Here is a 13024-nt window from a genome sequence, read left to right as displayed (position 1 = left end):
GGTGGAAAGTCGGCCGGCGGCGAGTCAGCCGGCGGGAGAGTCGCCGGCCGTGCAGCCCGTGAGCTCGACCGCGGTGGCCCGTGCCCGCGTCCGCATCACCACCAGCTCGTCGACCCGGCCCGCGCCCGGGCCGAAGCGGGTCTCCTTGCGGCCGACCTCGCTGCCGTCCTTGCTCAGGGCCCGTACGGTGCAGTAGCCCTCGGTGCCGCTGTCCTTGCGCACTTCGAGGTGGGCCTCGGTCCGTACGTCGGAGACGATGTCGAACTTGATCAGCTCGGCGCTGATGCCCTGGCCGGTCACGTACCCGAAGCCGATCCATCCGACCACGCCGAGCAGGGCGACACCCAGCACCGAACCGACGATCTTCAGCTTGCGGTCCGCGCGCTGATCATCGGTCCTGCCGTACCGCCCCTCGGGCGTGGCTTCGCGAACCGCCGTCATGATCTTTCCTTCCGGTCCGTGCGACGAGGAATTTTCGACCTCCCCGTTCGGTCACTATAGAAGTCGCCCATGCGTCATCCGACCACGCCCCACATCGCGACCACATCACTGAGGATCGAGCCTTGACTGAGCAGCTGCGACTGATGGCCGTGCACGCCCACCCCGACGACGAGTCGAGCAAGGGCGCGGCCACCATGGCCAAGTACGTGTCCGAGGGGGTGGACGTGCTGGTCGTGACCTGCACGGGAGGCGAGCGCGGCTCCATCCTCAACCCGAAGCTCCAGGGCGACGCGTACATCGAGAAGAACATCCACGAGGTGCGCAAGAAGGAGATGGACGAGGCCCGGGAGATCCTGGGCGTCCAGCAGGAGTGGCTCGGCTTCGTCGACTCCGGGCTCCCGGAGGGCGACCCGCTGCCCCCGCTGCCCGAGGGCTGCTTCGCCCTGGAGGACCCCCAGGTCGCGGCCGGGCGGCTGGTGGCGAAGATCCGCGCGTTCCGGCCGCAGGTCATCACCACGTACGACGAGAACGGCGGCTACCCGCACCCCGACCACATCATGACGCACACGATCTCGATGATCGCGTTCGACGGTGCGGCCGACGCGGAGGCCTTCGGCGAGGACGAGTTCGGGCCGGTCTGGCAGCCGAAGAAGCTCTACTACAACCAGGGCTTCAACCGGCCGCGCACCGTCGCGCTGCACGAGGCGCTGCTCGCCCGCGGCCTGGAGTCGCCGTACGGGGAGTGGCTGGAGCGCTGGAAGGAGTTCGAGCGCGTCGAGCGCACGCTGACCACGCACGTGCCCTGCGACGAGTTCTTCGAGATCCGCGACAAGGCGCTGATCGCGCACCGTACGCAGATCGATCCGGAGGGCGGCTGGTTCCGGGTCCCGATGGAGATCCAGCGGGAGGTCTGGCCCACCGAGGAGTACGAGCTGGCGAAGTCTCTGGTCGATACCTCCCTCCCCGAGAGCGACCTCTTCGAGGGCATCCGCGACAATGCCTGATATGTACGCGACCCAGGCACTGACGCACGTCGTCCCGCTCGCCGCCGAGCTCGACAAGAACAAGGTCACTCCCGGTGTCCTCGGCTTCCTCGTCTTCGCGGCCCTCGCCGTCGGCGTGTGGCAGCTGATGAAGTCGATGAACCGGCACATGGGGCGGGTCAACTTCGAGGAGGCCCCGGAGCCGGGGGCGGCCGCGGCCGCCGAGACCGGGGTCTTGGGGGGTTCCGCCGAGAAGTAGGCCCGGGGCCCCCGGGGGGCGGACTTCCGGGCGGAGCGGGGCATGGACCTGGAGGACGGCTTGGCAGGCCCGGGCGGGGACGTCTGTTCCTCGCGGCGGCCGGGCTGCCCCAGCCCGTCGTGATCCCGTGAACGGCGGAGCAGGGCTTCGGCCCGGTCCCTCCCGGCTCACCCCGCCATGCCGCCCCCGCCCGGCTGCCGCGGTCCGAGCGCGGCGCGTGCTGGAGGCGCTCGGGCTCACGGCGGCCATCCCGTCCACGGTCTCGATGCCGGCGCACTGCTCCGCGGACCAGGAGTCGTACTGCTCCGCGCCGATCTGCGTGTGCATCCACGCGGGCGCCACCATGTCGGCGGTCATGGTGTGCCTCCTTCGGGGAGCTTCCGCAGTTCCGGCACTGCCGGGCTCGGCCTAATGTCCTGTGAGGCGGAGGCGCCCGACTTCGCAAGGGCGCGGTTGCCCCGCCACCACCCCGTTCCCGCCGCCCGGCCCGTGGCGCGCGGGTGTCCTGGAAGGGGGTGCGCGAGGATGGGGTGTATGGCCAACCGACTTGCGCAGACCACCTCCCCCTATCTTCTCCAGCACGCCGACAACCCCGTCGACTGGTGGCCGTGGTCGCCCGAGGCGTTCGAGGAGGCCCGAAGGCGGGACGTGCCGGTGCTGCTCAGCGTCGGGTACTCCTCGTGCCACTGGTGCCACGTCATGGCCCACGAGTCGTTCGAGGACGAGACCGTCGCGGCCTGCCTCAACGAGCGCTTCGTCGCCGTCAAGGTGGACCGGGAGGAGCGGCCCGACGTCGACGCCGTCTACATGGAGGCCGTCCAGGCTGCCACCGGGCACGGCGGGTGGCCGATGACCGTGTTCCTCACGCCGGACGCAGAACCCTTCTACTTCGGGACCTACTTCCCGCCCGAGCCCCGGCACGGCTCGCCCTCCTTCCAGCAGGTGCTCGAAGGGGTGAGCGCAGCGTGGACCGACCGGCGCGAGGAGGTCGCCGAGGTGGCCGAGCGGATCGTCGCCGATCTGGCCGGGCGGTCGCTGGCCCACGGGGGCGAGGGGGCGCCGGGGGAGCCGGAGATCGCGCAGGCGCTGCTCGGGCTGACCCGGGAGTACGACGAGCAGCACGGGGGGTTCGGGGGGGCGCCCAAGTTCCCGCCGTCCATGGCTGTGGAGTTCCTGCTGCGGCATTACGCCCGTACCGGGTCCGAGGGGGCCCTCCAGATGGCCGCCGACACCTGCTCGGCGATGGCCCGCGGCGGGATCTACGACCAGCTCGGCGGCGGGTTCGCGCGCTACTCCGTGGACCGGGAGTGGGTCGTCCCGCACTTCGAGAAGATGCTCTACGACAACGCGCTGCTGTGCCGCGTGTACGCCCACCTCTGGCGTACCACCGGGTCCGCCGAGGCCCGGCGGATCGCCCTGGAGACCGCGGACTTCATGGTGCGGGAGCTCCGTACCACCGAGGGCGGCTTCGCCTCCGCGCTCGACGCCGACAGCGAGGACGCGGACGGCAAGCACGTGGAGGGCGCCTTCTACGTGTGGACGCCCGAGCAGCTGCGTGAGGTGCTCGGTGAGGAGGACGGGGCCTTCGCCACCGCGTACTTCGGTGTGACGGAGGAGGGGACCTTCGAGGAGGGCGCCTCCGTGCTCCAGCTCTCCGGTGAGGCGCGGCCCGTGGACGCCGGGCGCGTCGCCGACGTACGGGCCCGGCTGCTGGCGGCACGCGCGGAGCGGCCGCGTCCCGGGCGGGACGACAAGGTGGTCGCCGCCTGGAACGGGCTGGCCATCGCCGCCCTCGCCGAGACCGGCGCCTACTTCGACCGGCCCGACCTCGTCGAGCGCGCCACCGAGGCCGCCGACCTGCTGGTCCGGGTCCACCTGGGCGAGGTCGCCCGGCTGACCCGGACCTCCAGGGACGGGCGCGCCGGCACCAACGCCGGGGTGCTGGAGGACTACGGGGATGTGGCCGAGGGCTTCCTCGCGCTGGCAGCCGTCACCGGTGAGGGCGCGTGGCTGGAGTTCGCCGGGTTCCTGCTCGACATCGTGCTGGAGCAGTTCACCGGCGAGGGCGGGCAGCTCTACGACACCGCCCATGACGCCGAGCAGCTGATCCGGCGGCCGCAGGATCCGACCGACAGCGCCACCCCGGCCGGGTGGACAGCCGCTGCGGGGGCGCTGCTCTCGTACGCCGCGTACACCGGGTCCGAGGCCCACCGCACCGCCGCCGAAGGCGCGCTCGGGGTGGTCAAGGCGCTGGCCCCGCGCGCGCCCCGGTTCATCGGCTGGGGGCTCGCCGTCGCCGAGGCGCTGCTGGACGGGCCCCGCGAGGTGGCCGTGGCCGGACCGGTCGGCGGTGAGCTGCACCGTACGGCGTTGCTGGGCCGGGCCCCGGGGGCGGTCGTCGCGGCGGGCGAAGGGCCGGGCGCGGGCGCCGAGTTCCCGCTGCTGGCGGACCGGCCGCTGGTGGGCGGGGAGCCGACCGCGTACGTCTGCCGGCACTTCGTCTGTGACGCGCCGACCACGGACGCGGCCGAGCTGGCGGTGAAGCTGGGCGGCTGAGGCCGCAGAGGATGAGTGAGGGGCCGGTCGTTGCTCGCGACCGGCCCCTCCCCCTGCCCGTACGGCCTATCCGTGCTGGTACGCCACCAGCGAGATGCCCACGTAGTGCGCCACGAACGCCGCCAGTGTCAGCGAGTGGAAGACCTCGTGGAAGCCGAACCAGCGCGGCGACGGGTTCGGCCGCTTGATGCCGTAGATCACGCCGCCCGCGCTGTAGAGCAGCCCGCCCACGATGACCAGCACCAGCACCGCGATGCCGCCCGTCCGCATGAAGTCGGGCAGGAAGAAGACCGCGGCCCACCCCATCGCGATGTAGCACGGCGTGTAGAGCCAGCGCGGGGCGCCGACCCAGAAGACCCGGAACGCGATGCCGGCCGCCGCGGCCGCCCAGACCGCCCAGAGCAGGGGCCGTCCGGTGGATTCGGGCAGGAGCAGCAGGGTCAGCGGGGTATAGGTCCCCGCGATGATCAGGAAGATGTTGGCGTGGTCCAGGCGGCGCAGCACCGCCTCCCCGCGCGGGCCCCAGGTGCCGCGGTGGTAGACCGCGCTCACGCCGAAGAGCAGGCATGCGGTCGCGATGTAGATGGCGCACGCGATCCGGCCGCGGGTGCTGTCGGTGAGGGCGATCAGGGTGATCCCGGCGATCAGCACCGCGGGGAACATGCCGGCGTGCAGCCAGCCGCGCATCCGGGGCTTGACGGGAACGGGGTCGAGTTCGACGGGTCCGGCCGTCGGCTCGGCAGGCCCTGGGGTCGCGGCGGCATCAGTCATATCCGCATGCTACCTACGCAACCGTAGGTAACGGATACGAGTGGCGATGCTCACGTGTGCGGCCCCCTGGACATATGGGCGAAACGGTCGGATGATCAAATGAGTGCGGTCGGCACCGGATGAGCGCCAGGGGATCGAAGGGTACGAAGCATCCGGGTCGCAGCCCCCACGGGGCACCTGACAACACACACCCTCATCAAGGAGCGATCGTGGCGCGCGACATCGCGGCTCCCCTCACTGTCCCCACCCACCACCAGGAGCTGATCTCCTGGGTCGACGAGATCGCAGCGATCACCCAGCCGGACCGGGTGGTCTGGTGCGACGGCTCCGAGGCCGAGTACGAGCGCCTGTGCGGGGAGCTCGTCGCCAAGGGCACGTTCACCAAGCTGGACGAGATCAAGCGGCCGAACTCGTACTACGCCGCGTCCGACCCGAGCGATGTCGCCCGCGTCGAGGACCGTACGTTCATCTGCTCCAAGGAGGAGAAGGACGCCGGGCCGACCAACCACTGGAAGGACCCCGCCGAGATGCGGGAGATCTTCACCGGTACCGAGGGCGTCTTCCGCGGCTCCATGCGCGGTCGCACCATGTACGTCGTCCCGTTCTGCATGGGCCCCGTCGGCTCGCCGCTCTCCGCGATCGGCGTCGAGATCACCGACTCGGCGTACGTCGCCGTCTCCATGCGCACCATGACCCGCATGGGCCAGGCGGTCCTGGACGAGCTGGGCACCGACGGCTTCTTCGTGAAGGCCGTCCACACCCTCGGCGCCCCGCTGGCCGAGGGCGAGCAGGACGTCCCGTGGCCCTGCAACAGCACCAAGTACATCTCGCACTTCCCCGAGGACCGCGAGATCTGGTCGTACGGCTCCGGCTACGGCGGCAATGCCCTGCTCGGCAAGAAGTGCTACGCGCTGCGCATCGCCTCCGTCATGGCCCGCGACGAGGGCTGGCTCGCCGAGCACATGCTCATCCTGAAGCTCACGCCCCCGCGTGGCGAGTCCAGGTACGTCGCCGCCGCGTTCCCGAGCGCCTGCGGCAAGACCAACCTCGCCATGCTGGAGCCCACGATCCCCGGCTGGACGGTGGAGACCATCGGTGACGACATCGCCTGGATGCGGTTCGGCGAGGACGGCCGGCTCTACGCGATCAACCCCGAGGCCGGGTTCTTCGGCGTCGCGCCCGGCACCGGCGAGCACACCAACGCCAACGCCATGAAGACCATGTGGGGCAACTCCGTCTTCACCAACGTGGCGCTGACGGACGACGGCGACGTCTGGTGGGAGGGCATGACCGAGGAGGCGCCCGCGCACCTCACGGACTGGAAGGGCAACGACTGGACCCCCGAGTCCGGCACGCCCGCCGCCCACCCCAACGCCCGCTTCACCGTCCCGGCCGGGCAGTGCCCGATCATCGCGCCCGAGTGGGAGGACCCCAAGGGCGTGCCGATCTCGGCGATCCTCTTCGGTGGCCGCCGCGCCTCCGCCGTACCGCTGGTCACCGAGTCCTTCGACTGGCAGCACGGCGTCTTCCTCGGCGCCAACGTCGCCTCCGAGAAGACCGCCGCCGCCGAGGGCAAGGTCGGCGAGCTGCGCCGCGACCCGTTCGCCATGCTGCCGTTCTGCGGCTACAACATGGGCGACTACATGAACCACTGGGTCAAGGTCGGTGCGGACAAGGCCGACCAGTCGAAGCTCCCGAAGATCTACTACGTGAACTGGTTCCGCAAGAACGACGCGGGCAAGTTCGTGTGGCCCGGCTTCGGCGAGAACAGCCGCGTCCTGAAGTGGATCGTGGAGCGCCTGGAGGGCAAGGGCGAGGGCGTCGAGACGCCGATCGGCATCCTGCCGGCCAAGGGCGCGCTCGACACCGAGGGCCTGGACCTCTCAGAGGCCGACCTCGACTTCCTGCTCACGGTCGACAAGGAGGTCTGGCGCGAGGAGGCCGCCCTGGTCCCCGAGCACCTCAACACCTTCGGTGACCACACGCCCAAGGAGCTGTGGGACGAGTACCGCGCGCTGGTGGAGCGGCTGGGCTGAGCCCGGCACTCCCGCGATCTCCGCGGCAGGGTCCATCGGACATCCGCCCTGACCTGTGGGTACGACGACCCGCCGCGGTACGGGGCCTGTCATCGCTGACAGCCCCGGGGCCGTCCCCGACCACGGACAGCCCCTCCGGCCCCCGGAACCCCCTCACGGTTCCGGGGGCCGCCCCCGTTCCGGGGAGGACGTCGTGGCACCCGGTCCGTGCGCCGAGGCGGCACGCGGACCGGGGCCGTCAGCGGGCGCCGACCAGCTGCTCGGCGGCGGTGGAGGCGAGGGCCTCGGTGTGGGCGTCCATCCGCTGCGCGGAGAGGATGGCGGCGGTGGTGTCGGCGCGGGACGCGGCCACCACGAGCGCGCGGCCCGCCAGGGCGTGGGCGCGGCGGTGCAGGGACGCCGGGGCGGCGTCGGTCAGGGCGGCGTGCCGTGCGGGCGGGCCGCCGCGCAGCCGCGCCACCTGTTCGGCGATGCGGTCGCCCGCCGGGACGAGGCCGAGTTCGTCGGTGACCGCGAGGAGGGCGGCGAGGTGCCCCGCGAGCTGGATGTCCAGCTCCTCCTCGCGGCTGCGGTGCGGAAAGTCCGCCTCGTCGGCCGGGCTGTGGACCGATGGGGTGCGGATCGGCTCGTACATGGATGGCCTCCCGGTGATGCTGGGATATCCATCCTACATTGGATTGAGTCTAAGTTTGTGCCCGGTCCGGGTGAGGCCCGGGCGCACTTCGGGGAGTGGGCGCCCTACGGCTGTCCGTAGCCGTCCAGGAACGAGCCGATCCGGGTCATGGCGTCGGTCAGCTCCTCCGTCGCCGGCAGCGTCACGACCCGGAAGTGGTCGGGCTCCGGCCAGTTGAACCCCGTCCCCTGCACGACCATGATCTTCTCGGCCCGCAGCAGGTCCAGGACCATCTGCCGGTCGTCCTTGATCTTGTAGACCTTGGGGTCGAGCCGGGGGAAGAGGTACAGCGCCCCCTTCGGCTTCACACAGGTCACCCCCGGGATCGAGGTCAGCAGGTCGTACGCCACGTCCCGCTGCTCCAGGATCCGGCCGCCCGGCAGCACCAGGTCGTCGATCGACTGCCGCCCGCCGAGCGCGGTGGCCACCGCGTGCTGGGAGGGCATGTTGGCACAGAGCCGCATGTTGGCCAGGATCGTGAGCCCCTCGACGTACGAGGTGGCGTGCGCCTTCGGACCGCAGACCGCCAGCCAGCCGGAGCGGAAGCCGGCCACCCGGTAGTTCTTCGAGAGGCCGTTGAAGGTCAGCACCATCAGATCGGGTGCCAGCGCCGCCGTCGGGGTGTGGGTCGCGCCGTCGTACAGGATGCGGTCGTAGATCTCGTCGGAGCAGACGACCAGGTTGTGGCGCCGGGCGATCTCGGTGAGACCGCGCAGCATCTCGTCGTCGTACACCGCACCGGTCGGGTTGTTCGGGTTGATGATCACCAGGGCCTTGGTGCGGTCGGTGATCTTCCGCTCGATGTCCGCCAGGTCCGGCATCCAGTCGGCCTGCTCGTCGCACCGGTAGTGCACGGCCGTCCCGCCGGCCAGCGAGACCGACGCCGTCCACAGGGGGTAGTCCGGGGCCGGTACGAGCACCTCGTCGCCGTCGTCGAGCAGCGCCTGCATCGACATCTGGATCAGCTCGGAGACCCCGTTGCCCAGGTAGATGTCCTCGACGTCGAGGTCGATCCCCTTGGTCTGGTAGTGCTGCACCACCGCTCGCCGCGCCGAGAGCAGGCCCTTCGCGTCCCCGTAGCCGTGCGCGCCCGCGAGGTTGCGCAGGATGTCCTCGAGGATCTCCGGCGGGCACTCGAACCCGAACGCGGCCGGGTTGCCCGTGTTGAGCTTGAGGATGCGCTGACCGGCTGCTTCGAGCCGCATCGCCTCCTCCAGCACGGGGCCCCGGATCTCGTAACAGACATTGGCGAGCTTGGTGGACTGGATGACCTGCATGTCCGCGAGCTTACGGCCGCGTTTCGCGCGGTGCGCGGAGATTGCGCCGTCCTCGCGACCCCGGTCGCGCCCGCCGCCGCGCCCCGGCTTCCATCGGCAAGGCCGCCCGGCCCCCGACCGTGGGAAGGGCCGGTCCGGGCGGCGTCGCGGCTTGGAATGGGGCGTGAGCCACCCGGCCGGGTGAGATGCGCCACGCGGCGGCGCGCCCGGGCGCCGGCCACTCCGGCCGCGGGGGCGGGCCGTCACCCGGCGGGTTCACGCGGGCAGCACGGCACCCTCGGGGACGCGGATGCCGAAGCTGTCCTCCAGCACCTGGTGGAGTTCGCCGGGGCCGGACAGCAGCCGCTCCTTGATCGTCCCGTCCCCGGCCGTCTCGACCAGGTCGAGCCCGGCGAGCGACCGATGGGAGGAGTCGGGCAGGGCGCGCTGCGCGTACACCGCCTGCTGGAACGGTGAGTGGGGGCTGGTCGCGACGTACCAGTTGATCATCTCGAAGTCCGGGCCCTCGAACGGCTCCCGTGTGAAGGCGTACTGCGCCTCCCAGCTCCCGCCCTTCTCCGCCTGCAGCTCCCACATCTCCAGCGGCCCGCCGTGCGCCACCGTGACGAGCCGGTGACGGCGCGGAGCGTCGTGCAGTTCCGCCCCCGCCACCAGCTCGATCGGCTCCAGGAGCGCGCCGATGCTCCCGAATCCGACATCGGCCACGTACGGGGTCGCCACGCCCGGCACGTCCACCCGCAGCAGTAGGTGGCTGCGCGGCCGGATGTCCCCCGGCGCCGCACCCAGCACCACCCGGCCGGCTAGCAGCGTCACGGTGAAGCCCAGCTGCCGCAGGGCGGTCCCGAAGAGGGTGTTGTGCTCGTAGCAGTAGCCGCCCCGCCCGCCGCGGACGAGCTTGGCCTCCAGATCGGCCACGTCCAGGGAGGGCGCCGAGCCGAGCACCGGGTCCAGGTTCTCGAACGGGATGCCCAGGGCGTGCGCCCGGTGCAGGGACCGCAGCACCTCCACCGTGGGGTGGGGCTCCCCGGTCCAGCCGATCCTGGCGAAATAGGCGTCGAGGTCGAGTGTCATACCCCGACCGTACGCAGGCGGGGCCGCGCGGCGCCTCAGGCTGTGTGACCAGGCGCCGCGACCGGGGGGACCAGGACTTCGGACCGAGCCCGAACGGGCCCAGCGGACCCAGGGCCTCGTTCAGCGAGACGCCCCGCGGCGTGAGCGAATACTCCACCCGGGGCGGCACCTCGGCGTGCTCCTCGCGGTGCACGGAGCCCTACGCGAGCACGTTCTCCGCGGTGCGCGGGCCGACGCGGCCGCGGCTGGAAATGACCCCTTGTGATGGCCTGACATCTGCGCCACCATGCGCATGTCAAAAGCCGGAAGATCTCCGGTCCTTGGCGTCACTGGAGGGGACCCCCCACATGCACAAGCCTCTCATCGGTGCGTTTCTTGCTGCCCTGCTCCTGGGGGCGGGCGTCACGCCCGCCGCCGCGGCCGCATCCGTACAGGCGCGAGAAGCCGCCACCGAGACCACCCCCACCGCGAAGGCCGTGACCTTCGCCGGGACCGTCGCACTCAGCAACTGTTCGGGTTCCGTCGTCCGTTCGCCCGACTCCGCCCCCACCGACCCCGCCCTCGTGCTCTCCAACGGGCACTGCCTGGAGACCGGTTTCCCGGGCCCCGGCGAGGTGCTCGTCGACCGCCCGTCCACGCGGACGTTCACGCTGCTCGACGCCTCGGGCAGTGGCGTCGGCACGCTGAAGGCGAGCAGGATCGCGTACGGCACCATGACCGACACCGACCTCTCGCTCTACGAACTCACCTCCACCTACCAGCAGATAGACGACAGCTACGGCATCCAGGCGCTGGAGCTGGAGACCGCGCACCCGGTGGCGGGCACCGCCATCACCGTCGCGTCGGGCTACTGGAAGCGCACCTACAGCTGCGACATCGACGGCTTCGTCCACCAGCTCAAGGAGGGCCGGTGGACCTGGAAGGACTCCGTCCGCTACACCCCGGAGTGCCGGACGATCGGCGGTACGTCGGGTTCGCCGGTGATCGACGACGCCACCGGAAAGGTGGTCGCCGTCAACAACACCGGCAACGAGAGCGGCCAGGAGTGCACGGACAACAACCCGTGCGAGGTCGACGAGAACGGCGAGGTGACCGTCCGCGAGGGCATCAACTACGCCCAGCAGACGTACACCATGGTCCCGTGCATCGGCACCGGCAGCAAGATCGACCTGGACCGGGAGGGCTGCGGGCTGCCCAAGCCGTAGGGGTACCCACCCCGTAGGCGTGGGGTACCCACCCCGTAGGCGTGGGGTACCCACCCCGTAGGCGCGCCGGGCGGCCCTGGGCCTCAGTGCCGCCCGGTGTCCGTCGTGGGGGGTTCAGGCCGCCCCCGCGCCCCGGACCGCCCGGCCCGCCAGCACCGAGGTGCGCCGGCCGTCCTCGATGACGAAGCGGCCGTCGATCAGCACGTGCGGGATGCCCACCGGCGGCGTGCGCGGCTCCTCGAACGTGGAGCCCGCCGCCACCGTCTCCGGGTCGAACAGCACCAGGTCCGCGCGGTACCCCTCGCGCACCAGGCCCCGGTCCGCCAGCCGCAGCCGGGCGGCCGGACGCGAGGTCAGGCGGGCCACGCACTCCTCCAGCGAGAGGATGCCCAACTCCCGCGCGTAACGGCCAAGATACTGCGGGAACGTGCCGTAAGCCCTCGGGTGCGGCTTGTCGCCCTGGAGGATGCCGTCGCTGCCGCCGGTGTGCACCGGGTGGCGCATGATCTGCTGGACGTTCTCCTCGTGCCCCACGTGCTGGAGGATCGTCGTCCCGAGCCGGTCCTCGGTGAGCAGCCGCCGCGCGGTCACCCAGGGCTCCTCGCCCCGCAGCGCCGCCGACTCCGCCACCGTACGGCCCACGTACTCGGCCAGGTGAGGTGCGCTGACGCCCGAGATCTCGATGGTGTCCCACTCGATCGGCACCCCGTGACAGCCGTCCGAGCCCAGCACTTCCAGTTGGTGCCGGATCTTCTCCGCGCTCTCCGGGTCCGCGAGCCGGGTCAGGACCGATTCCGGGCCGCCCTCGCCCGCCCAGCTCGGCAGCATGGCCACGAGCGTTGTGCAGCCCGGGGTGTAGGGGTAGGTGTCGAGCGATATGTCGGCCCCGGCGGCGAGCGCGTCGTCGAGCAGGGCGAGAAGATCCGGCGCTCTGCCCTTGTTCACGCCGAAGTTCATGGTGGCGTGGGCGAGATGCAGGGCGCAGCCGGCGTTCCGGGTGAGCTGCACCATCTCCTCGTACGCTTCGAGAGCTCCGGCCCCGTAACTGCGGTGGTGGGGGCAGTAGTAGCCGCCGTGGCGGGCCACCACCCGGCACAGTTCGGTGAGTTCGGCGTCGTCCGCGTACATCCCGGGGGTGTAGGTCAGCCCGGACGACATGCCGACCGCGCCCTCGCCCATGCCCTGGTCCACCAGTTCCTTCATCCGGGCCAGTTCGGCGTCGGTGGCGGGGCGGTCGTCCCAGCCGACGGCGTACATCCGTACCGTGCCCTGCGGGATCAGGTAGGCGGCGTTGACGGCGATGCCCTGGCCGCCGAAGTTGCGGTCCAGGCGGTCCAGATAGCCGCCGACCGTGCGCCAGTCGAAGTCGATGTCGGAGCCGTCGCCGTTCCAGCCGGTGATGGAGCGGCGCACCTCGGCGAGTGCGCGGTCGTCGACGGGGGCGTACGACAGGCCGTCCTGGCCCAGCACTTCGAGGGTGACCCCCTGCGCCGCCTTCGCGCTGTGGTCCGGGTCGCGCAGCAGCGCCAGGTCGCTGTGGGCGTGCATGTCGATGAAGCCGGGGGCCAGGGCGAGGCCGTCGGCGTCGACCGTGCGGGTGCCGGTGGGGCGCGGGCCGGGGGAGCCCTCGTGGTGGATCTCGGCGATCCGGCCGCCGTCGACCGCCACATCGGCGCGGTAGGCGGGCTCGCCGGTGCCGTCGACGACGAGAGCGTCGCGCAGGACCAGGTCCATGGGTGACCTTTCGGAGAG

At 71.4% G+C, this 13024-nt stretch carries 11 protein-coding genes and 2 pseudogenes; 5 read left to right on the top strand and 8 right to left on the bottom strand.

Features of this window, described 5'->3' with window-relative positions; all coding sequences use genetic code 11:
- Positions 1–24: 24 nt before the first annotated feature.
- Positions 25–441: a DUF4307 domain-containing protein gene (locus tag ABZ154_RS16670; RefSeq protein WP_356833187.1), complete on the bottom strand. Its 417-nt coding sequence runs from the start codon at positions 439–441 to the stop codon at positions 25–27.
- Positions 442–563: 122 nt separating this feature from the next.
- Between ABZ154_RS16670 and mca the strand changes: the two genes are divergently transcribed.
- Entirely contained in the window at positions 564–1445 is an 882-nt protein-coding gene (gene mca / locus ABZ154_RS16665; protein ID WP_356833185.1) for a mycothiol conjugate amidase Mca, read from the top strand.
- A 1-nt stretch (position 1446) separates the two neighbouring features.
- Positions 1447–1683, top strand: coding sequence for a hypothetical protein (locus ABZ154_RS16660; RefSeq protein WP_356833183.1), 237 nt, complete (start codon positions 1447–1449; stop codon positions 1681–1683).
- 222 nt (positions 1684–1905) lie between these two features.
- On the opposite strand, the pseudogene ABZ154_RS16655 reads toward ABZ154_RS16660, so the two are convergent.
- A pseudogene (locus ABZ154_RS16655) lies at positions 1906–2040 on the bottom strand (Uma2 family endonuclease); the annotation flags it as partial.
- Between the two features lie 177 nt (positions 2041–2217).
- Here ABZ154_RS16655 and ABZ154_RS16650 point away from each other — a divergent pair.
- The gene (locus ABZ154_RS16650) at positions 2218–4239 is read left to right on the top strand and encodes a thioredoxin domain-containing protein (RefSeq protein WP_356833181.1); all 2022 of its coding nucleotides are present in this window, start codon (positions 2218–2220) and stop codon (positions 4237–4239) included.
- Positions 4240–4305: 66 nt separating this feature from the next.
- Here ABZ154_RS16650 and ABZ154_RS16645 read toward each other — a convergent pair whose 3' ends face one another.
- Positions 4306–5010, bottom strand: a complete 705-nt coding sequence (locus ABZ154_RS16645; RefSeq protein WP_356833179.1) for a hemolysin III family protein — start codon at positions 5008–5010, stop codon at positions 4306–4308.
- Positions 5011–5219: 209 nt separating this feature from the next.
- On the opposite strand from ABZ154_RS16645, the gene ABZ154_RS16640 reads away from it, so the two are divergent.
- On the top strand, positions 5220–7046 hold the full coding sequence (locus tag ABZ154_RS16640) for a phosphoenolpyruvate carboxykinase (GTP) (protein WP_356833177.1): 1827 nt from the start codon (positions 5220–5222) through the stop codon (positions 7044–7046).
- A 238-nt stretch (positions 7047–7284) separates the two neighbouring features.
- Here the strand turns inward: ABZ154_RS16640 and ABZ154_RS16635 are convergent, their stop codons facing one another.
- From ABZ154_RS16635 to ABZ154_RS16620, 4 genes and pseudogenes are all read right to left on the bottom strand, one after another.
- The gene (locus ABZ154_RS16635) at positions 7285–7680 is read right to left on the bottom strand and encodes a hypothetical protein (protein ID WP_356833175.1); all 396 of its coding nucleotides are present in this window, start codon (positions 7678–7680) and stop codon (positions 7285–7287) included.
- Positions 7681–7784: 104 nt separating this feature from the next.
- The gene (locus ABZ154_RS16630; RefSeq protein ID WP_356833173.1) at positions 7785–8996 is read right to left on the bottom strand and encodes a pyridoxal phosphate-dependent aminotransferase; all 1212 of its coding nucleotides are present in this window, start codon (positions 8994–8996) and stop codon (positions 7785–7787) included.
- A 255-nt stretch (positions 8997–9251) separates the two neighbouring features.
- Positions 9252–10067 carry an arylamine N-acetyltransferase gene (locus tag ABZ154_RS16625; RefSeq protein WP_356833171.1) on the bottom strand — a complete coding sequence of 272 codons (816 nt, stop codon included), beginning with the start codon at positions 10065–10067 and terminating at the stop codon, positions 9252–9254.
- 109 nt (positions 10068–10176) lie between these two features.
- Positions 10177–10260: pseudogene (locus ABZ154_RS16620) on the bottom strand (winged helix-turn-helix transcriptional regulator); the annotation flags it as partial.
- Between the two features lie 154 nt (positions 10261–10414).
- Here ABZ154_RS16620 and ABZ154_RS16615 point away from each other — a divergent pair.
- Positions 10415–11272: a serine protease gene (locus tag ABZ154_RS16615; protein WP_356833169.1), complete on the top strand. Its 858-nt coding sequence runs from the start codon at positions 10415–10417 to the stop codon at positions 11270–11272.
- A 114-nt stretch (positions 11273–11386) separates the two neighbouring features.
- Here ABZ154_RS16615 and ABZ154_RS16610 read toward each other — a convergent pair whose 3' ends face one another.
- On the bottom strand, positions 11387–13006 hold the full coding sequence (locus ABZ154_RS16610; protein ID WP_356833167.1) for a D-aminoacylase: 1620 nt from the start codon (positions 13004–13006) through the stop codon (positions 11387–11389).
- Between the last annotated feature and the right edge of the window lie 18 nt (positions 13007–13024).

The organism is Streptomyces sp. NPDC006261, assembly GCF_040613515.1.
Lineage (GTDB): Bacteria > Actinomycetota > Actinomycetes > Streptomycetales > Streptomycetaceae > Streptomyces.
Note: the sequence above shows the minus strand (reverse complement) of the source record. Positions and strands in the feature narration are given on the sequence as shown.